This is a genomic window from Sphingobacterium psychroaquaticum, assembly GCF_900177625.1.
Taxonomy (GTDB): Bacteria; Bacteroidota; Bacteroidia; order Sphingobacteriales; family Sphingobacteriaceae; genus Sphingobacterium; species Sphingobacterium psychroaquaticum.
The window spans coordinates 232,216-251,261 of record NZ_FXAU01000004.1 but is presented as its reverse complement, the minus strand read 5'-3'; the positions used below and the strand labels follow the sequence as shown (position 1 = coordinate 251,261).

Here is a 19,046-nt window from a genome sequence, read left to right as displayed (position 1 = left end):
AGGTTCCTCTTAGGAGACGGACTAATTATAAACCAATGAAAAATAAGATATTAAAACTGTTGTTTGTCTGCTTTTTGATAGGGCTAAACAACGAAATTCTTGCACAGCAAGGGCATGTTTTTAAAGGTACTTTTGAAGACTGCAAAAAGCAGGCGGCCAAAGAGAATAAAATGATCTTGGTCGACCTTTATTTTGAGGGGTGTATGCCTTGTAAAGAGATGGATGATAAAGTTTTTCCGGATCCCGAGGTTGTGAAGGTGCTGGAGCCTAATTTCCTATTGTATAAAACGGATGTCTTTAAGGAAGAGGATGGGAAGAAATTAGCACGTAAATATGCGGCAAGCGGTTTCCCGACCTACGTGATTCTGGATGCTTCCGGAAAAGCAATTTTGATTGAAGCAGGCTTTTTTGGAGTACGTCGTTTTGTGCCTTTGCTCGAAAAAGCAAGAAAACTTAAAAGTGCAGGTACATTCTTAGCTTTTGATACGGATATGGATAAAAAGTATCCGGACGCTTACAACTATCGTTTTATGCGTAGTGGTGAAAAGGGAGATGGAGCCTCTTTAACTTCTTTTCTACAGGGAAAGGATCTTCTGGATGAAGTATCTTTTGTTTCGAGTACTATGGTTAATAGTCCGGAGATTACCAACCGTATCTATGACAACTTGCCTCAATTTTTGGAAAAATACGGCAGTAGCCTCTTGATGAATCCGGTCAATCGTGCTGCCGAACAACGTATTGAAGCTTTCGGAAAGGCGCAACAATTGGATAGTTTCCATCAGACCTTAAAGCATATCCGTCCGGTATATAATGAACGTCTATGGTCGGTGTTTCTACCCAATTTAGTGCGTTCTTATTACAAAGGAAGTAAAAATGCAGAGGTATATCTTTCCTTAGCGAGTCAGTACGAAATTTTTCCAAGCTGGGCACATCGTAGTAATGCTTTGGGCGAGATTATTATTGACCAGAAAGATAATCCCACATTCTTGAAAAAATTGAAAGAAGAGTATGCAACCGCCTTTAAGACGGGTAAATCAGATATTACTGATGCTTATAAGTTGAGCCTTATTTGTGCTTACTTGGGCGATTTCCAGGAGGCAAAAAGTGTGTCAGAAGCGCTTGTTGATGAGAAATTGCCTTATCAGTTTCTCGCCATAAAGAAGGAGGATGTCGATGCGTTGAGGACGGCGATTACAAATAAAAAATTAACAGGTTTTCAGGCAAAGGATGTTAAAAAGCCGATTGGTTTTACCATGGATTAAATGAAGTTTAAGATGATTAAAAAAATAATGTTTGTTCTTGTTGCTGTTGCAACAACGTTTTTAACTTATGCGCAAGCGCCGAGTAATATTACCGGAGTGGTGGAAGGTACGGCTGCAAAGAAAGTAGGACTGTATAAAGTGTTGAATGGTCGTTTGGTGGAGATAGCAACGTCTACACCCGATGAGAAGGGACGCTTTGGTTTTAGGTTTGTGCCGGAGTATGAAGGGTTTTATTCGATAGGCACAGGAAGCCCTTTAAGCCAGCAAGGGTTTAATCGTTTCTATTTTCGCGGAAATGAAGACTTAAATCTTACACTGAATAAGGATGGTTACGTGTTGGTGGGAAAGAATAGTAAAGAGAATGAAGCGCTGTACGCTTGGGACCAAAAATCGAAAAGTTTCAAGGTAAAAGGCACAACTCCTGGCGGTATGAGTACCTATGTGGATTTTTTTCCTGAGGTAGAGGCAATGAAGGGGCAGATTGCAGGAATAGGAAATTCCGTAAAGACTGGAAATGCAACTTTTGATAAACTTTTCCCAACAATCGTATCAACGGATTTTGCGTACTATGCAATTTCATATCTTTATATGCCACGTACAGCACATCCGAGTAAGGAGGAAATGAGTGAATATTATACGTCATTTAATGCAGACCAGTATCTGACAGAGAATTTGTTGAATCTACCTTATGGCGATCGATTTTTGTCGTCTTTAGTGTTCCGTAAGATGCCTTCTGGGAAAATGCCGGAGCTCGATGAGCAGATCGCTGCAATTCCTTCGGATGTGTTGAAAGGACAATATATTTTACAACGTCTCGAGGGGGCTCGTTCATACAATGATTTCCAAGAAATGAACGACCAATATAAGAAATACTTTCTGTTGCCAGAACAACAGCAGCGTGCTCTAGCGGTGGAAACTAAGTTGGTGGAAACAAAAACAGGCGTGCCTGCATTTCAGTTTAAATTTCCGGATGTCAAAGGAAAAGTTGTCGGGTTAAATGATCTGAAAGGAAAAGTTGTTCTATTGGATGTATGGGCAACATGGTGTGGTCCATGTCGTGCGGAAGAACCACATTGGGAAAAATTGAACGAGGAATTCAAGAACCAAGCGGTAGCGTTTGTTGGAATTTCTACAGATCAGGATAAACCAAAGTGGGAGGAGTATGTAAAGACTAAACACTTAAAAGGAATTCAACTCCACGCAGGCGTCGGAAACCCCTTGTCTACTGCTTATGCAGTAAATAGTATTCCGCGATACATTTTGATAGATAAGAATGGAAATCTAATTTCCGCCGATAGCCCACGACCGTCAGATCCCAAACTCAAGACGTTAATTGAGGAGTGGTTGAAGAAATAGTGTTTGAACCCCACATAACTATTAAGGTGAAGTGGGGTTCATATTAATACACAGAATCTCACTGAGTATTAATCCTGAACATCTAACGATGTATACCTGAAATAGTCTGATCCAGATTTAGTATAGCTACTTGGAACATATGGTTGATCGGTAATGAGCCTTGTTTTGTAAGTTATTACATGTATATTCGGCCATTTCAAAAACATTTCAACTATGAAAAAAATAAACCTTTTAGTGGTCTTCTTTATTCTATTCTTTAGTAGGGCCTTTACCCAGACAGACGTAAGCTATATTATTACACCAAAGAGTGATACGATATATGGTGAGTTTGTCTCAAGTAATGCTAGAGTTGTAAAATTTAAGGTTGATGGGAAAAAGAAAAGTTTTGGAGTTAGAGAGGTATTTCGTGCTTTTGATGCAAAAAGTCAAACTCTATTTGCACCTACGCATGTCTTAGATGGAAAAGTTAAAATACCTGGATCGGAACCGAAGAAGTATCGCATTTATGATCGTGCACGATCTGAGGGCATATTGTCCTTTTTGGAAGTATGTGCGGATGGAGATATTATTGTTTATGGTGAAGGAGGAACCACGACCCCAGGCAGGGCAAGTGTAGTGCCAGGAGGTGCCCCAATAGGAGGCGTTACGAGCCCTCCCCAGTATTATATATTTAAAAAATCGCAAAATGAAGTGCTTGTACTTAAAAGTCAAGGAGGATTTTTGATGGGCGGAATGTCTAAAGATCGCATTATAGCCAGTTTGAAGGATTTTATGCCTGATGCTCCAGAACTGTTAATGCAACTTGAAAATGAGAAGAAGCTTACTAGTACGGTGTTTATTAATTATGTCAAAATGTATAATGATATTAAGAAGCAGGACAATGACAATGCAAGTGAGTATGGTACCCAATTATTTTAACACCATACTCTCAAACAATAACCTTTAACAAAAAAAAAGCGACTTCTTTTGAAGTCGCTTTTTGTAGCCCGTAGGGGAATCGAACCCCTGTTTCAAGAATGAAAATCTTGCGTCCTAACCCCTAGACGAACGGGCCGTTTTCCTGTTTCGGTGTGCAAATATAGAAAGGTTAATTCATTTTGCAAAACTTTTTTGAAAAAAGTTTATAAAAGTTGATTTAATGGAGTTAAAGTTAGATTAACAGCCTTACTATGCGTTTACTCGCGATCTCGAATAATTGAAAAATTTTATTATTTTAGAACAATCAAATTATAACCATCATGTGCAAATCATTTCTTGGTATTAAATTATTCCTTTCCTCTATTATGGCTATTTCTATATTAGAACCTATACATGCGCAGGTTCAGAAAGATCAATTCGAAATATCGTGGCGTGCCTCTGAAAATTATAATGGTAAGGATAATCTCGATCTGGTTTTAGTACTTAAAAATACGAAAAATAAGACGGTGCAACTTGACAGGGGAGATATCTGGTTCAATACTATTTTTCCACTTGTTGAAAAGAAAGATAGCAAGTTTGAATTAAGCGATAAGAATGGGAATCTCTTTTGCATTCGTTTTGCAGATGGGACACAGTTGAAAGCTAAGGACTCCATTGTTATGATCTATGCTTCAAAGTATCCAATTGTGAATGTATCAACGGTTCCGAATGGTTTTTATTACCAAGATCGTGTAGATCACTCCAAACATTATAATATACCGCTACAGGCGGCTAAAATTAAAGGAACCGCAGCAGATCAAAATCTATTTTGGGAGAAGCTATACGACAAGATCCAGGCACGTGACCAGGCTAGTGATAGTAAATTAATATTGCCGACACCTAAAAGTATACAACAGAAAAAAGGACAACTTACTCTACAAGGAGCTGTTTCATATCGTGTTGATGAAGCTTTTTACACCGAAATCGCGAACCTCAACGAGTTTGCTCTCCAGTTTTCTGGAATTAGCTTTACCGAAGGAGGGGAGGATGCTCTCCTGAAGATTGTGAAGAAAGCCGGTTATGGAAAAGAAGCATACGGATTAGAAATCGATGGTCAGGGCATACGGATGGAGGCCTCTACCGGAACCGGTATTTTCTACGCGTTACAGACTGTTCGCTCCTTATTGACGGTATCCGACTTTAAGGCTACGTCCATTCAATTACCATTCGTCTCCATCCAAGACGAACCGCGGTATGGATATCGCGGGCTCATGTTGGATATTGCTCGTAACTTTCGAGGTAAAGAAAGTATGCTAAAGTATTTGGATTTAATGTCATATTACAAGCTTAATACCTTTCATTTTCATTTTATCGACGATGAAGGTTGGCGTATAGCGATACCATCCTTTCCGGAGCTTACTGAGGTGGGGGCAAATCGTTCGGCAATGTTTCATAACGGTTCTACGATACAGCCTGCCTATGGCTCGGGAGCAGGGCCCACGAAAGGGCACTATCTGACGCGACAGGATTTTATCGAGATTTTACGATACGCGAAGCAACGTCATATTACCGTCGTGCCCGAGATTGAAACGCCTGGACATGCCCGCGCTTCAATTAAGGCAATGGAAGCACGATATCACAGGTATATGAAAGAAGGAAATAAAGCCGAGGCTGAAAAGTACCTGTTACATGATTTTGATGATAAATCGGTCTACAGTTCGGCGCAGTATTTCAATGATAATATCATGAACCCGGCGCTTCCGTCTGTTTATGCGTTTTTAGGCGTTGTGTTGGATGATTTTAAGCAGATGTATAGGGATGCTGGGCTTACTCTTGAAAAGGTCTCTTTGGGTGGCGATGAGGTGCCAAACGGCGTTTGGGAAAAATCACCTAAAATAATGGAATTGATGCGCAAGGAGAATTTTAAGACGGTTTATGAGGTGTGGCCATACTATATCCAAAAGATCAATGAACTTTGTCATGCACGAGGTCTACAGATGGCTGGATGGGAAGAGATGGGCATGGTGAACCAGGGAAAAGGAATGGATGTAAATCCAACGTTAAAAAATGGCAATATCCAGCTCGACGTTTGGAACAACCTTGTTGGTGGTGGACAAGAGGATCTTGCTTATCGCTTGGCTAATGCTGGTTATGAAACGGTTTATATCAGTGCGAACAATAACTATTTTGACATGGCATGGAGTACAAATTTTGACGAGCCAGGTTTGAAATGGGCGAGTTACGCAGATCTGTATCAGTCTTATACTTTCTTGCCCGAACATTTCTTTTCCACGATTGAATATAGTATAAATGGAGCTAAGTTCCCTAAAGGCCATTTTAATAACAGCGTTCGCCTGACAGAAGAGGGACGGAAGAATTTAGTGGGGATAAAAGGAGGCTTATGGGCGGAGACAATTCAAACCGTAGAACGGACTGATTATATGCTCTTCCCTCGTCTTTTCGCTCTGGCAGAACGCGCTTGGTCTCCTCGTAAAGATTACGAAGACGATAATGCTTTCTCCTTAACGGCATTCGATAAAGACTACAGTCAATTTATCAACAAAGTAGGGAATAATGAATTGAAAAAAATTGCCGCTACTGTTAAGTTTCGTTTGCCGGCTGTTGGTCTTAAAGAAATAGAAGGAAAACTTCATGCGAAGGCAGAATACCCCGGTTTTGCTATATACTATACGACAGATGGGCGGATGCCGACAGCAGCAAGTGCAAAATATAATGCTCCTATAGCGTTAAAGAAAGGACAAGTTGCAACCTTTGTCACTGTAGGTGAAGATGGCAGAACGAGTCTGCCGACCGTTTTTACGAAATAAAAGACAAGACCTCGCTCAGTTCAATATCTTGATGCGAAGCATGGTACAAGCATGAATCTCCCTGAAGCACTAACAGCTGGGGAGATTCGTGTTTTACAGCCCAGTGTTCGGCAATAAAATTAGATATATCCCGTAAAGCAATAAGGTCTAAAAAATAGATTACAGCGCCCGCTGGAAGCTGGTCGAAATCAAACTCCAAACTTTTTTTGGCCATGCTGCTTACAGAGCAACGTGTACTATGTTTAAAGACGACAAAAGGACGATTGCTTGACGCCAGATTCTGTAATTGATCAAGCGATTGAAGAGATTCCCAGTTCATTTTATAAATTTTCAAATTTTGCCGCTTCCATATCGGTAAATGCAGCAACGGTGGTGAATGTTGTATTTCGATCGGCGTGTTGTAGGTTTTTGAATATTGTTGGGAGGAATAGACCGCCACCAATATCCTTATAGCCATTAACATAAAAGGCATTTCCTTCTTTGTCTATGAGCTGCCGAATAAAACCATCATCGGCATTAAATAACATATCGCCAGCAATAAAATTATCTTTTAGCTGGAAGGAAACGGCATGCAACTTCTCTGCATTAATTATCTTGGAGCTTACCTTTCCAACTCGTGTATCCGGTCTATCCATTAACGTGGGGAGAAATAATAGCGAAGCGTCCCGAAGAAATTGCTCGTTTACCTGTTTAAAGGATGCAAGGATATCAACATCGTGTTTCTTTTCCTCCTTACCGTTGACGAAATAACGCAGTAATTTCTCTGTTTTATAGTTGAAAAGGACGACTATGTTTTGATTGTTCATTGTTCGTCCTTCAAAACGGCACTCTCCTGTTTTTTTATTAATCAGAAACCGTCTGCCATTCTGTAGATAATGGGAATCGTTGCCATTGGCGGTAAATAAGATGAAATCTGTTGCATTCCATTTACTTTTACCGCCAACACCTTTCCATAAACTTGCTATGCTCCCACTTTGTGCTACGACGGATAAGCTGCCAAAAGCTAAAAGGAAGACTATAATGGGGAGAATTTTTCTCATTCTGTTTACTTCGTTCTACTTTTTTTCTTCGGATAGGTGCTGTAAGCAGCACACTTCTCCTGCGGAGCACAAGCGGAAAAAAGAGTGGCTCCTAAAAAAAGAAGGCCAATAGATAGGAGTAGAAAACGTTTCATAAGCTTTGTTTTACAAAAATAGTACCATTAGTACCGTTTACTAATCAGCGCCATTTGAATTGCCGTAATAGCAGCTTCCTCCCCTTTATTTCCATGTTTACCACCCGCTCTGTCGAGGGCTTGCTCCAAGTTATCTGTAGTCAAAACGCCAAAGATAGCTGGTTTATTGTATTTGATTCCTACGTTTGCCACACCGTGACCTACGGCATCACAGATAAAGTCAAAGTGACGAGTTTCGCCTTGAATAATACACCCTAAGCAGATTACGGCATCAAAGCCTGAGTTGCGAAAAGCAATATCTGCACCCGCGATAAGCTCGTAACTGCCGGGTACTTCGATGATATCAATATCACTTTCCTGTGCACCATGGTTCACAAGACCTGCAATAGCACCATTTAGGAGGGCGCCAGTTACCTGAGCGTTCCATTGTGATACAACGATTGCAAATTTCAATCCCTCTGCATTGCCGACTTTAATATGTGAAAAATCGGATAAATTTTTTAAGCTACTTGACATGGCGCAAAGATAAATAAAACATTGTTCATAAAAGAAGGAGATGTTTTTGGCATCTCCTTCACTAAAAGTAATTGAATTTTATATTATTGCTTTGCTTTCGCTCGAGCAATTAGTCCATCCACTAGATTTGCTTCTGGGCTCTCTGGATAATCTGTTTTAATAGATTGGTATGTTTGTTCCGCATTTTTGAAATCCTCCAATGCTTCGTAAACTAAACCTAATTTTTTAAGGAACAAAGGTGTAGTGTAAGAGTTCTTAGCCTTTTCTGCAGCGCGCTTGTATTGATCGGCAGCAGCTTTGTAGTCTTTGGATTCTGAGTAAGCATCACCGATAAGGCCGATGACAAGTGGGTCTAAGATTTCACTTCCTGTGTTACTGTATTTTTGAAGATACTTAATCGCTTCTTGGTAGTTACCTTGACGTAAATATAGTCCTCCTAAGTATGCATTTGCAATATTTGCTGACTTCGTATTCGAGTATTCGTCTGCAATTTCTTTGAAACCTAAGAAAGAACCGTCTCCACTGATTGCTTTAGCTTGTAGAGAGTCGATCATAACATATTCTTCCGCTTTATACAGCTGATTGGCTGCTTTCTCTGCGCGTGGCTCTAGATATAGTTTCTGATAACCTAAATAAAGCAATATCAAGACCACGATACCGCCAACGATGAAGGTTATACTTTTTTGGTTGTCCTGAAAAAATGAACCAGTTTTTTTAGGTTCGATTGGATTTACATTAATGTTTGACATTTGTTATTATCGTATTATTAATATGGAACGCAAAATTACACTTTTAAAAATTTATTGCAACTTTAAATGAAAATTCTCTGCTTTATATCAGTTAGTTGTAGGTGTCCGTTCTACATCAAGCTGCTCGTAGATGGAATTTTGACTTTTAAATTCGGGGACAATACATTTCATTTGTCGAACAATATCTAAACTATTATTCGATTTTGCAATTTCGAATAAGCGGTCGATTAAGGCGCATACTTCATCGAAATTATTATCTCTCACCTTCGCAATCATGATTTTTTGATGATGTGTCGGTAAAGTATTCTCTAAGTCATTGAGAAGCTCTTCGTATAGTTTCTCACCGGGACGTAGTCCGGTGAATTTAATATCTATATCCTGGTATGGTGTAAAGCCGGACAGTTTTATCATTTTCTCCGCAAGATCAACAATTTTTACCGACTTACCCATGTCAAACACAAAAATCTCGCCGCCATTGCCCATACATCCAGCTTCTATTACGAGCTGACAGGATTCTGGAATCGTCATAAAGTAACGGGTAATCTCTGGGTGGGTTACCGTTAAAGGGCCGCCTTTTTCTATTTGCTCTCTAAAACGCGGGATGACGGACCCATTAGAACCCAATACATTCCCAAATCGAGTCGTGATAAAACGGGTTTTAAATTCGTTGTTTTGCTCAAAGATTCGATTGTTCAATGATTGGACATATATTTCCGCAATCCGTTTCGTCGCGCCCATTACATTTGTAGGGTTTACGGCTTTATCCGTAGACACAAAAACAAACTTGGAGACCCCATATTCAACGGCCAAATTAGCTAAGGTAAACGTCCCTCTAATATTCGTTTGAACACCTTCTACCGGATGGTTTTCCATCACAGGGACATGTTTGTAGGCCGCCGCATGGTAGACGTACTGGGGTTTGAATGTCTCAAATAGTGTACGCATTCGTTCTTCGTTTTTAACATCAGCAATAAAGGAATGGTAGGCTTGATGTTTAAAACGATCTTGGAGGTCGAGATGTAAGTTGTGCAGAGGCGATTCTGCTTGGTCACAAAGAATAATCAATTGGGGCTTAAATTTTCCCAGCTGTTTGGCAATCTCACTTCCAATAGAACCTGCTGCTCCCGTGACCAGAATGCGTTTCCCTTCAAGTTGGTCCAAGATATTCTCGTGCGAGAGTTTAATTGGAGCACGCTCTAAGAGGTCTTCAATTTTAACTTTTTTAATTTGGCTGACGGTTATATTTCCATTGATGATTTCGTTTACCGGTGGTAAGGTCAGCGCGTTTACGTTCTTGTCGAGACAGGTTTCAACAATTTGCTCTTTGCGTTCTAGGCTCAGGTTGTGTGTGGCAAAAATAAGCTCATCAATAGCAAGTTTATCAATCAGGTCGTTCAAGCTTGCGCTGTCATAGATCTTTACGCCATCAATAGATTTTCCAATTTTACTGTCGCTATCATCCAAGTAGGCCACAATTACTTTGTTAGATTTGGAGTCGTGGTCAAATGTACGTTTCACGGCTATCCCTAAATCGCCTGCCCCAAAAACTGCAATATTTTTTTTGTCTGCTCCACGTGTTTTAGAGTATTGGAAAAAGATCTTGATGAGTGTTCGGTAGGTCGTTAATCCGGTAAATGCAAACAGACTATAAATAATGATCAGGTTTGTGGGTAAGACCGAAGGGATGCGCAATGCAATGAAGATAAGCTTGATTGCAAATAGGATGATGATATTGAATAAGAGTGTCGATAGTATACGGATAGAGTCGACAGCGCTCGTATAACGTACAATTCCTGAATAGAGTCGAAATACAAAAAAGGAAATGGATGTTATCGTTAAACAGTGAATCATCTCTACGGCAAAATTCACTCTGCTGTAGGCGTTTAGGTTAAACGAATAGAAGACCGCATAAGCAAAGACGAAAGCTATAGCGGCGATGGTTAAGTCACAAAAAAAGATTGTCCAACGCGGGACAATGCCAATTTGGTTAAAAATGGGAAATTTCTGCATCTATACGATATTACACTTATGTAAATTTATACAAAAAAAATGTATTTAATTACGCACCGATGTAAATATGGAGAATTATGTCTAAATTCACTGATGTATAATCCGAAAATAGAACAGGGTAAGTAACATGAATGATATTACCAAGATTGCACAGAAAGGGGTTTTTCAGCCACAAGAGTCTTTAGCCGCGATAAGGAAGGGTAAATACTCACTTAAAATTGGCGTACCAAAGGAGCTGTCTCTCCAAGAAAAGAGGATCCCGTTAACGCCACTTTCTGTTGCGCTTTTGGTGGAGCATGGTCATGAAGTCGTGATTGAGGCAGGAGCAGGCGAGTCGTCTAATTTCTTGGACCGGCATTATAGTGAGCAGGGCGCTCGTATTTCTTACGACAAGACAGAAGTGTTCCAAAGTGATATTGTCATTAAAATAGCGAGCCCTACTTTGGAAGAGGTTGGGTTGTTGCGTCCGAAACAAGTGTTGATGTCCTCGCATCAACCATCTTTAATGGAACTGCCGATACTTCAGGCTTTGATGAAAAAGCAAATTACAGCACTTTCATACGAATATCTAAAAGACGAAGGCGGACATTTGACTGTAGTACGTGCGATGAGTGAGATTGTTGGGGCGACCTCGGTTCTTATCGCAGCGGAGTATTTGAGTAATATTTTTGAAGGAAAAGGGTTAATGTTGGGTGGGGTCACTGGCGTCCCTCCAACCGAAATGGTGATCATTGGGGCTGGGACAGTGGGCGAGTATGCTGCGCGGACAGCAATTGCTTTAGGCGCACAGGTTAAGGTGTTTGATAGTTCGGTTTACCGGTTAAGGCGGTTACAGAATAATGTCGGTAGTCGTGTTTTTACATCTGTTATTCAGCCGTTGGTTTTGAATAAAGCGGTGAAGTCTTGTGATGTTGTTATTGGAGCATTGCGTGCGACAAATGGACGGTCTCCGTGTATTATTTCAGAAGAAACCGTGTCGCATATGAAGCCTAATTCGGTGTTGATTGATGTTAGTATAGATCAGGGAGGCTGTTTTGAAACTTCAGAAGTAACTTCGCATGATCGACCGGTTTTTAGAAAATATGATGTGATTCACTACTGCGTTCCAAATATCGCATCTCGTGTGGCGCGTACGGCAACCTATGCCTTGACAAATATTTTTACGCCCCTGTTGCTTCAAATTGGGGAGGTTGGAGGAATGAATAATAAGATCTGGTCCGATCAATGTATTCGAAGTGCTATATATCTCTATCAAGGAATGTTGACAAATAAAGACGTTGCTGATAAGTTTAATCTACCATCTAAAGACTTAAACCTGATTATCGTTGCCAATCAATAATTTTATGAAAAGATTATTTTCTTTTTTGTGTTTCGTTACTATGAGTTATTATTTGCTAGCGCAAGAGAAGGTTGTGCTTTACCCTACTGAAATTCCAAACAGTAAACAGGACATATCGAGTCTGTCTGAAGAAGATACGCCAGTTCTGTATAAATATGATGGTATCTTTTCAAAGAAAGCCGTGCTTATCATTCCTGGTGGCGGCTATGCGCGTGTAGCTTTGCAACATGAAGGACACGATGTCGCAAAAGCTTTTAATGCGCACGGATATAACGCTTTTGTTCTCTACTACCGATTACCAAAAGATGCAACTATGGTCGATCGAAAATATGGTCCGTTACAGGATGCACAGCGGGCGATGCAATTTATTCGAACTCATTATGAGCTAGAGGAAGTAGGTGTACTGGGATTTTCAGCAGGGGGACACCTGGCGGCCTCATTATCGACGCATTTTGATGATGTTAAAATCGAGAATATTAAACAGATACCCTTACGGCCGGATTTTTCTGTATTAGTCTATCCTGTTATTTCGATGGAAGACGCCTATACACATAAGGGATCAAAAAACAATTTGTTAGGAGCACAACCTGCTGCCGCGGATATCACATACTTTTCGCTGGACAAGCAGGTGAATAAGGGTACACCGCCCACCTTCTTGGTTCATGCGAAAGACGACAAAGCCGTTGTTTTTGAAAACGCGATGCTTTATCAGGAAGGTCTTCGCCGGAGTGGGGTGAAAAATGATATTTTTATTTATGATACGGGGGGGCATGGATTTGGTCTGAACAATGCGACAGATTCTAGAAAATGGGCTGACGCGATGTTCGAGTGGCTGGAGAAAGTAGATAGTGAGTAGTTAAAATCAAAAAAGTATGAAAAATATATTCCGCAGCGGTGTTTTTACATTGCTCATAACCCTGTTTTTTCAGGGCGCTTCAGCGCAAGCATGGAAAGTAAAGGTAAACGAACAAGTTCCGGCATTCCACGTTACAAATAAAGAAGGAAAGAAGGTCAATATTAGTGATCTAAAAGGGAAGGTCGTATTGATTAATTTCTTTGCGACTTGGTGTCCGCCATGTCGACAAGAGTTACCGCGTATGCAAAAGGAGGTATGGGAGAAATGGGGTGGCCGTGATGATTTTGCTGTTATGGTCTTAGCCCGTGAGGAGGGATGGGATAAACTAGATCCATTCGCATCTAAAAATAACTACACATTTCCTTTCTATCCCGATATGAAAAGAGAAGTCTTTAGTCTTTTTGCTGAATCACAGATACCACGAAATGTTTTGGTCGATAAAACAGGTAAGATTATCTATCAATCTATTGGTTACACGGAGGCTGAGTTTTCTGGTTTAATTCAACTGATTGAAAAGAGCTTGAATAAATAGTTAGTTCTGGATGGCGGTATGTCTTTTGATTGTTATTGCGACCTTGGTGCCTTTTTCTATTTTTTCAATGGGGTAATTTATGACATGTAAATGTAGTGCTCCATCTGTGAGAATCAGCTCCTTGTAAAAACCTCTAAATCGAATATCTTTTATCCAAAATGTTGCTTCGGCGTCTATACGATAGTCAATATCTTCTTGATGTATTGCAATTTTAGTCATAGAATCTATCCCGAGGGTGGCCGCTTCACGCGGGGTCAGAATATTACTTTTTGCCAGTAACTGTGCCGTGTAGCTGTTTTGTGGCGTGTAATATAAGACGTCGGGACTTCCTTGTTCTAAAATCTTTGCTTCCTTCATGACGATAAGACTATCGGCCATAGCTAGTACTTCACTTGGGTCGTGAGACACCAAGATAATCGTGAGCCCGGTTTCTTCGACAATAAGTCGAATATCTTGCTGCAACGCATCGCGAAATGCTGCATCAACTTGATTAAAAGGTTCATCCATTAAGAGCACCTCTGGTTCGTTGATTAACGCGCGCGCAATAGCAACACGTTGTTTCTCTCCGCCACTTAGATCGGCAATACGTTGTTGCGATAGATGTGAAATCTTTAATTTCTCTAGCGTTTCCTCTGTTTTAGATCGTTTGCGCTCCAAGTTTGTATTGGGGAGTTGAGAGGCTATATTATCCCATACTTTTGCATAAAGATTAAGGTCGTCGAATCCCTGAGAAACCAATTTCATTGCATCGTGTCCGGGGATTAACTTATCCTTTCGTGTAGGAACCAACCAACCTTTATAGCGGACCTCACCCATTGAAGGCTCTAGCAGTCCATAGATAAGCTTTAGCAGTGTACTCTTCCCGCTACCGGACTCTCCAATTATAGCCGTAATCTTTCCCTCCTCAATGGCGAAATTTACCTTGTCTACAGCGACAATGTTGTTTTTTGCCTCGAAGACATGAGATAGAGATTCTCCATGTATAAGAGATACGTCATTACGTTGTACATCAGAAGGGATATATTGACAAGAAGAAGGTTGATTCGCCATAAACTAAAGTGCCGGACTATAGTGTCCGGCACAAAAATAAGCATTAATATTTTTATCGGCGAAGGAAGGTGATATGGTCTTCGCGGTGTTGGTTAAAAGCCTAGCGTTAAGCCAAAAGTTAGGTTGTTCAGGTTCTTTTGATCTGGGCTGTTCTCGAACATATCATTAAAGTAGTATTTTGTGAACAAAGCCATGGAGCCAAATCCTACACGAGCAAATGCACCATACTGAAAGCTCGCTAAATTGTAGTTATCTCTAAAGCCCTGCTTGCCCATTTCACTGCTTTTTAGTCGCTGTGAACCTTTCAGAAGAACACCCGTCATTGCACCTACCGCAATCTTCGCACGATCTCCTTTATGGTTTTTTCGGCTACGCCACTCGAAAGTTAATGGTACTCTCAGGTACGTGCTTGTGAGGATATTCTTTTTATAGGCTATATCAGATTCCGTGTATGCCAATGGTGTCGCGTCGGGATCTAAAACAACATTCTTTTTCAGACGGATGTAATTCCACTCAAAACCAGTAGAGATATAAACTTTGGTCGCATCGCCTGTTCGTACTCCAAACTGAGCGACATCGAAACCAAAGTTGGAGGCTTTACCATACTCTAGAAATTTATTCTCATCAGAAAGGGTAAAGCTACCATTGTCTATGAGTCTGGAGAAGCCCCAGTCAATTCGTGTAAATGTTAATCCGCCGAAAATGCGAGGATATTTAATCTCTTTACCTCGGTCATCGTAATCTTGTTTTCCTACAGAAACGTTGATTTTCACCTGTTTTTCTTCGCTTTTTACAGAGTCCGTCTTGGTCGTCGTTGTGATAACTGTTGTTGTTTTATTTTCCTCTTGTGCTATTGCACGGCCGGTGTATAGCATCGTTAACGCCATTAAAGGTAGTGCGATATGTTTATGCGATATTTTCATAGTTCTGATAATTACGGTTTCTAATTGAAATATTTATCTCCTTTTTAATCTGTTTTTTGCGTAGCCATTGTTTATGTCAAGTCGAAATGAGCCTTCTTCGTCATTACTGAAGCGTATTGGTCCTTCTTCATCACTACTCAGGGCGCCCGATATCTTATTTAAAAGTCCAGAAACGAGGCCTTCTTTTTTCTGCTTTCCTGAAGCAAGCATAGTTTCTTCATTTTCAACAATATCAATGAGCGGTCGTATGGGAGCTACCTCTACCGTTTGGTAGGTTACATATGCTTGAGTAGATGTTGCTTTTTGCGGTTGAATATCAACAGCTGCCAATGCTATTTTTGCGAGAGAAACTTGTTCTTTTTTTGTTTCAACATCAACCGATGATTGATGTGCACTTTCTGAACTCGAAACGACGGTTTGTTGTTTTTCTTTTCTCATATCCACCTGCGCGAAGCGTTCAACGGTCTGTTGCTTAGAGCTTGGTTGTGGAACCCGATTTAACGTTTCTACCTTCTGTTGCTCATTTGTGTCATCAAGCTTTGCTTGTTGGGTCGTCTGAGAGGTGGTCGGTATATTTACATCGGATCTTTCTTTTTGTGCTTCTATCTTTGCGACCTTGCTGTCCATCTCGACGGGTTGTACGTATAAGGCAACACCAATCCCTACCACGGCAACAGCTGCTGCTGCGTACTTTAACCACGTTAATTTCCGAACCTTGGATGAGCCACTCGTTGCATCAAGCTCTGCTTCAATATTTTCCCAGACACGAGATGACGGTTGAGGTTCAACACCAGTTAGCCGTTCTCGAAAAAGCTTATCTAGATCTTTATCGTTCATGACGTTAAGTTTTCGATTTGCACTAATTTATCTTTTAACCATTGGCGCGCTCTTGAAAGTTGTGATTTTGAATTGCCTTCACTAATATCAAGCATCGCTGCGATTTCCTTATGCGAATAGCCTTCGATAGCATACATGTTAAATACGGTACGATAACCTATCGGCAGCGTTGTCACTAGGCGAAGGAGATCTTGGTAGTGGATGTTTTCATCGCTAGAGCCACTATTGGTTTCAATAAAGTGGTGTTGTTCGTTGAGGCTTTCTAAGAAAGCAACCTTATTTCTGCGGTGCGCCTCGATGGCAGTGTTGACCATGATGCGACGAATCCATCCTTCCAAAGAGCCTTTGCTGTCGTACAGCTTGCATTTTGAAAATACTTTAATAAAACCTGTTTGTAGAATATCCTCCGCCTCATCGCTACTTTGTGCATAGCGGAGACACACTCCAAACATCTTGGCAGAAAACTGTTGATACAATTCAAACTGCGCCTTGCGATCCCCCACGAGGCATCCATTCCATATTATATCTAAGTTAACATTTTCCAATTTATAGGTCTTATACTAGCAAGACGGCACTCGTTGCAGAAAGGTTGCACGGAGGTGAAATTATTTTACAATTATTTTTCGTGAGGTGGGTGAAAGGACTTCAATATGTACCTTTCGAGCATCTGTAGGGAGGAGGTTGGGTATTTTTTCTGGCCATTCGACGAAACAGTATTGCGTCGAATAAAAGTATTCTTCATATCCGAGGTCAAGCGCTTCTTCTTCTGTCTTGAGTCTGTAAAAGTCGAAGTGATATAAGGCACCTACCGGAGACTGGTATTCATTGACAATAGAAAAAGTCGGGCTGGAGGTGCTGTCGATGACACCAAGTGCCTTGCATATTGCATTAACAAAAGTAGTCTTGCCAGCCCCCATGTTTCCGTAAAAAAGAAAAACACGATCGTCTTTAAAGTGTTGTATAAGTTGTGCTGCAGCCGCGTCAAGCTCGGTTAGGTCATGTACGATAATCTCCATGCCCAAATATACAGGAAAGTTTTCTTACTATAACTGCTTTACTTTGGGCTGTAAACAGCATACGGAATAATCATCTCCTCCAAAGAGATGCCGCCATGCTGAAACGTACCATTGTAATAATTTACAAAGTGATTATAGTTGTTCGGGTACACAAAGAAGTAATCATCTTTAGAGAAGACAAAAGAAGAGCTAACATGTAGTTTAGGCAATTGCGCATCATGCGGATTTTTGATGACAAATACTTCCTTGTTGGTGTAGTTAAGGTTTTTACCTTGTTTATATCGCAGGTTGGTATTCGTATTACGGTCTCCAACGATCTTGCTTGGCCTTTTAACCCGGATTGTTCCATGGTCTGTTGTGATGATCACACGGACATTGCGTTGGGCTAGCCATTTTAATGTGTCCAGAAGAGGCGAATGTTCAAACCACGACAGTGTAAGTGATCGGTAGGCTCCTTCATCATTAGCTAATTCTCTAATCATTGCCATATCGGTCCGCGCGTGCGAAAGCATATCCACAAAATTATAGACTAGCACATTCAAATCATTTTGCATCAGGTTGCTAATAGAATCCGCAATATCTTTACCTTGTTCTAGCGTTAATATCTTGTTGTACGAGTGTTTGATTTCACGACGATACAATCTTTTTATTTGATCCGCAAGAAATTTATCCTCATGCATGTTCTTTCCGCCTTCATCTTCGTCATTTTGCCACAAGTTTGGAAATCGCTTTTCCATTTCTAGGGGGGTAAGCCCACTAAAGATGGCGTTACGTGCATATTGCGTCGCTGTAGGTAGGATGCTGTAATAAGCGTCTTCTTCCTCTAGGCGGTAATAATCTGTCATTACATCATTAATCATTTTCCATTGATCATAACGTAAATTATCGATTAAAAAGAAAAATGTCGGACGGTCATTTTGTAAGGCCGGAAAAACTTTCTTCTTGAATAGTTGGTGAGATTGTATAGGGCCTTCGGTTTTTTGCTGTATCCAATTGATGTAATTCTTCTCGATAAATTTTGAGAACAATGTATTGGCATCAGATTTCTGCATGGTAAGAATTTCATGCATTCCTGCATCTTCGAGTTTTTGTAAAGAAAGTTCCCAGTAGATCAATTTTTTGTAAGCTTCTACCCATTGTAGATGATCGAGATCATCGTTGATGGTCATGCCAAGCGTACGAAATTCTTGCTGATAGGCCATTGATGTCTTTTCGCTCACCAGACGTCTGTTCTCTGTGAATTTTTTGATGGTCAAAAGAATTTGCTTGGGATTGACCGGTTTGATCAGATAGTCGTCAATTTTAGAGCCAATGGCATCTTCCATCAGATGCTCTTCCTCGTTTTTTGTTACCAGAACAGTTGGAATGCTTGGGTTAATAGTTTTTAGGATAGCTAAAGTTTCAAGTCCGGTTTTACCAGGCATATTTTCATCCAAAAAAACCAAGTCAAAGGGCTCGTTTTGAAAAGCATCAACCGCGTCATTGCCATTGTTTACCGTCTTTACGCGGTAACCGCGCTCCTCGAGTAGCAATATATGCGGTCTCAAGAATTCTATTTCATCATCGGCCCAAAGTATATGTGTTTTTTGCATCTTATTCTGTTCTGTTTAGCACGTATCTGCTTTATGCGTTCATGGTTCAAGCGAGGTGCGTAGAAATTGAACCGCAAACTAAAATAGTCAAAAAGGAAAGTTTCGCCTC

The 19,046-nt window shown here is 40.6% G+C and carries 18 protein-coding genes and 1 tRNA gene; 7 read left to right on the top strand and 12 right to left on the bottom strand.

Going from position 1 to position 19,046, the window contains the following annotated elements:
• Positions 1-35: 35 nt before the first annotated feature.
• From B9Y69_RS12175 to B9Y69_RS12165, 3 genes are all read left to right on the top strand, one after another.
• Positions 36-1,262: a thioredoxin family protein gene (locus tag B9Y69_RS12175; RefSeq protein WP_085473239.1), complete on the top strand. Its 1,227-nt coding sequence runs from the start codon at positions 36-38 to the stop codon at positions 1,260-1,262.
• A 12-nt stretch (positions 1,263-1,274) separates the two neighbouring features.
• Complete coding sequence (locus B9Y69_RS12170; RefSeq protein WP_234991223.1) at positions 1,275-2,618, top strand: TlpA family protein disulfide reductase; 1,344 nt, start codon at positions 1,275-1,277, stop codon at positions 2,616-2,618.
• A gap of 213 nt (positions 2,619-2,831) precedes the next feature.
• Positions 2,832-3,536 (top strand): hypothetical protein, encoded by a 705-nt coding sequence (locus B9Y69_RS12165; protein WP_085473238.1) that lies wholly within the window; start codon positions 2,832-2,834, stop codon positions 3,534-3,536.
• Between the two features lie 64 nt (positions 3,537-3,600).
• Here the strand turns inward: B9Y69_RS12165 and B9Y69_RS12160 are convergent.
• A tRNA-Glu gene (locus B9Y69_RS12160) sits at positions 3,601-3,672 on the bottom strand.
• 184 nt (positions 3,673-3,856) lie between these two features.
• Between B9Y69_RS12160 and B9Y69_RS12155 the strand changes: the two genes are divergently transcribed.
• A complete protein-coding gene (locus tag B9Y69_RS12155) occupies positions 3,857-6,343 on the top strand; it encodes a beta-N-acetylhexosaminidase (RefSeq protein WP_085473237.1) in 2,487 nt (828 codons plus the stop codon).
• On the opposite strand, the gene ytxJ is transcribed toward B9Y69_RS12155, so the two are convergent.
• The 5 genes from ytxJ to B9Y69_RS12130 form a co-directional block, all read right to left on the bottom strand.
• A complete protein-coding gene (ytxJ, locus tag B9Y69_RS12150) occupies positions 6,333-6,662 on the bottom strand; it encodes a bacillithiol system redox-active protein YtxJ (RefSeq protein ID WP_085473236.1) in 330 nt (109 codons plus the stop codon). The genes B9Y69_RS12155 and ytxJ overlap by 11 nt on opposite strands.
• 1 nt (position 6,663) lies before the next feature.
• On the bottom strand, positions 6,664-7,383 hold the full coding sequence (locus tag B9Y69_RS12145) for a hypothetical protein (protein ID WP_085473235.1): 720 nt from the start codon (positions 7,381-7,383) through the stop codon (positions 6,664-6,666).
• Between the two features lie 161 nt (positions 7,384-7,544).
• Positions 7,545-8,033, bottom strand: a complete 489-nt coding sequence (ribH, locus tag B9Y69_RS12140; RefSeq protein WP_085473234.1) for a 6,7-dimethyl-8-ribityllumazine synthase — start codon at positions 8,031-8,033, stop codon at positions 7,545-7,547.
• Between the two features lie 83 nt (positions 8,034-8,116).
• Entirely contained in the window at positions 8,117-8,782 is a 666-nt protein-coding gene (locus tag B9Y69_RS12135) for a tetratricopeptide repeat protein (protein WP_085473233.1), read from the bottom strand.
• An 87-nt stretch (positions 8,783-8,869) separates the two neighbouring features.
• Positions 8,870-10,792, bottom strand: coding sequence for a polysaccharide biosynthesis protein (locus tag B9Y69_RS12130; protein ID WP_085473232.1), 1,923 nt, complete (start codon positions 10,790-10,792; stop codon positions 8,870-8,872).
• Between the two features lie 127 nt (positions 10,793-10,919).
• Here B9Y69_RS12130 and B9Y69_RS12125 point away from each other — a divergent pair, with 127 nt between their 5' ends.
• From B9Y69_RS12125 to B9Y69_RS12115, 3 genes are read left to right on the top strand one after another with little or no spacing between them, the layout of a single operon-like run.
• A complete protein-coding gene (locus B9Y69_RS12125; RefSeq protein WP_085473231.1) occupies positions 10,920-12,131 on the top strand; it encodes an alanine dehydrogenase in 1,212 nt (403 codons plus the stop codon).
• Positions 12,132-12,171: 40 nt separating this feature from the next.
• The gene (locus B9Y69_RS12120; protein ID WP_234991221.1) at positions 12,172-12,987 is read left to right on the top strand and encodes an alpha/beta hydrolase; all 816 of its coding nucleotides are present in this window, start codon (positions 12,172-12,174) and stop codon (positions 12,985-12,987) included.
• 16 nt (positions 12,988-13,003) lie between these two features.
• Positions 13,004-13,519, top strand: coding sequence for a TlpA family protein disulfide reductase (locus tag B9Y69_RS12115; RefSeq protein ID WP_085473229.1), 516 nt, complete (start codon positions 13,004-13,006; stop codon positions 13,517-13,519).
• Here B9Y69_RS12115 and B9Y69_RS12110 read toward each other — a convergent pair whose 3' ends face one another.
• The 6 genes from B9Y69_RS12110 to porX form a co-directional block, all read right to left on the bottom strand.
• On the bottom strand, positions 13,520-14,569 hold the full coding sequence (locus tag B9Y69_RS12110) for an ABC transporter ATP-binding protein (RefSeq protein ID WP_085473228.1): 1,050 nt from the start codon (positions 14,567-14,569) through the stop codon (positions 13,520-13,522).
• Positions 14,570-14,661: 92 nt separating this feature from the next.
• On the bottom strand, positions 14,662-15,492 hold the full coding sequence (locus B9Y69_RS12105; RefSeq protein WP_144036563.1) for an outer membrane beta-barrel protein: 831 nt from the start codon (positions 15,490-15,492) through the stop codon (positions 14,662-14,664).
• 33 nt (positions 15,493-15,525) lie between these two features.
• The gene (locus B9Y69_RS12100; RefSeq protein ID WP_085473227.1) at positions 15,526-16,329 is read right to left on the bottom strand and encodes a hypothetical protein; all 804 of its coding nucleotides are present in this window, start codon (positions 16,327-16,329) and stop codon (positions 15,526-15,528) included.
• Entirely contained in the window at positions 16,326-16,874 is a 549-nt protein-coding gene (locus B9Y69_RS12095; protein ID WP_085473226.1) for an RNA polymerase sigma factor, read from the bottom strand. The genes B9Y69_RS12100 and B9Y69_RS12095 overlap by 4 nt, the downstream gene beginning before the upstream one ends.
• A 60-nt stretch (positions 16,875-16,934) precedes the next feature.
• Complete coding sequence (gene tsaE / locus B9Y69_RS12090; RefSeq protein ID WP_085473225.1) at positions 16,935-17,345, bottom strand: tRNA (adenosine(37)-N6)-threonylcarbamoyltransferase complex ATPase subunit type 1 TsaE; 411 nt, start codon at positions 17,343-17,345, stop codon at positions 16,935-16,937.
• 38 nt (positions 17,346-17,383) lie between these two features.
• On the bottom strand, positions 17,384-18,937 hold the full coding sequence (gene porX, locus B9Y69_RS12085; protein ID WP_085473224.1) for a T9SS response regulator signal transducer PorX: 1,554 nt from the start codon (positions 18,935-18,937) through the stop codon (positions 17,384-17,386).
• Positions 18,938-19,046: the final 109 nt, after the last annotated feature.

Excerpts from the sequence above, each read along its gene's own strand:
- B9Y69_RS12100 (WP_085473227.1), bottom strand. The coding sequence starts at position 16,329 with ATGAACGATAAAGATCTAGATAAGCTTTTTCGAGAACGGCTAACTGGT.
- tsaE (WP_085473225.1), bottom strand. The coding sequence starts at position 17,345 with ATGGAGATTATCGTACATGACCTAACCGAGCTTGACGCGGCTGCAGCA.
- B9Y69_RS12130 (WP_085473232.1), bottom strand. The coding sequence starts at position 10,792 with ATGCAGAAATTTCCCATTTTTAACCAAATTGGCATTGTCCCGCGTTGG.
- B9Y69_RS12165 (WP_085473238.1), top strand. The coding sequence starts at position 2,832 with ATGAAAAAAATAAACCTTTTAGTGGTCTTCTTTATTCTATTCTTTAGT.
- B9Y69_RS12120 (WP_234991221.1), top strand. The coding sequence starts at position 12,172 with ATGAGTTATTATTTGCTAGCGCAAGAGAAGGTTGTGCTTTACCCTACT.
- B9Y69_RS12170 (WP_234991223.1), top strand. The coding sequence starts at position 1,275 with ATGATTAAAAAAATAATGTTTGTTCTTGTTGCTGTTGCAACAACGTTT.
- B9Y69_RS12145 (WP_085473235.1), bottom strand. The coding sequence starts at position 7,383 with ATGAGAAAAATTCTCCCCATTATAGTCTTCCTTTTAGCTTTTGGCAGC.
- B9Y69_RS12115 (WP_085473229.1), top strand. The coding sequence starts at position 13,004 with ATGAAAAATATATTCCGCAGCGGTGTTTTTACATTGCTCATAACCCTG.
- B9Y69_RS12175 (WP_085473239.1), top strand. The coding sequence starts at position 36 with ATGAAAAATAAGATATTAAAACTGTTGTTTGTCTGCTTTTTGATAGGG.
- ytxJ (WP_085473236.1), bottom strand. The coding sequence starts at position 6,662 with ATGAACTGGGAATCTCTTCAATCGCTTGATCAATTACAGAATCTGGCG.
- B9Y69_RS12110 (WP_085473228.1), bottom strand. The coding sequence starts at position 14,569 with ATGGCGAATCAACCTTCTTCTTGTCAATATATCCCTTCTGATGTACAA.
- B9Y69_RS12105 (WP_144036563.1), bottom strand. The coding sequence starts at position 15,492 with ATGAAAATATCGCATAAACATATCGCACTACCTTTAATGGCGTTAACG.
- B9Y69_RS12125 (WP_085473231.1), top strand. The coding sequence starts at position 10,920 with ATGAATGATATTACCAAGATTGCACAGAAAGGGGTTTTTCAGCCACAA.
- B9Y69_RS12135 (WP_085473233.1), bottom strand. The coding sequence starts at position 8,782 with ATGTCAAACATTAATGTAAATCCAATCGAACCTAAAAAAACTGGTTCA.
- ribH (WP_085473234.1), bottom strand. The coding sequence starts at position 8,033 with ATGTCAAGTAGCTTAAAAAATTTATCCGATTTTTCACATATTAAAGTC.
- B9Y69_RS12155 (WP_085473237.1), top strand. The coding sequence starts at position 3,857 with ATGTGCAAATCATTTCTTGGTATTAAATTATTCCTTTCCTCTATTATG.
- porX (WP_085473224.1), bottom strand. The coding sequence starts at position 18,937 with ATGCAAAAAACACATATACTTTGGGCCGATGATGAAATAGAATTCTTG.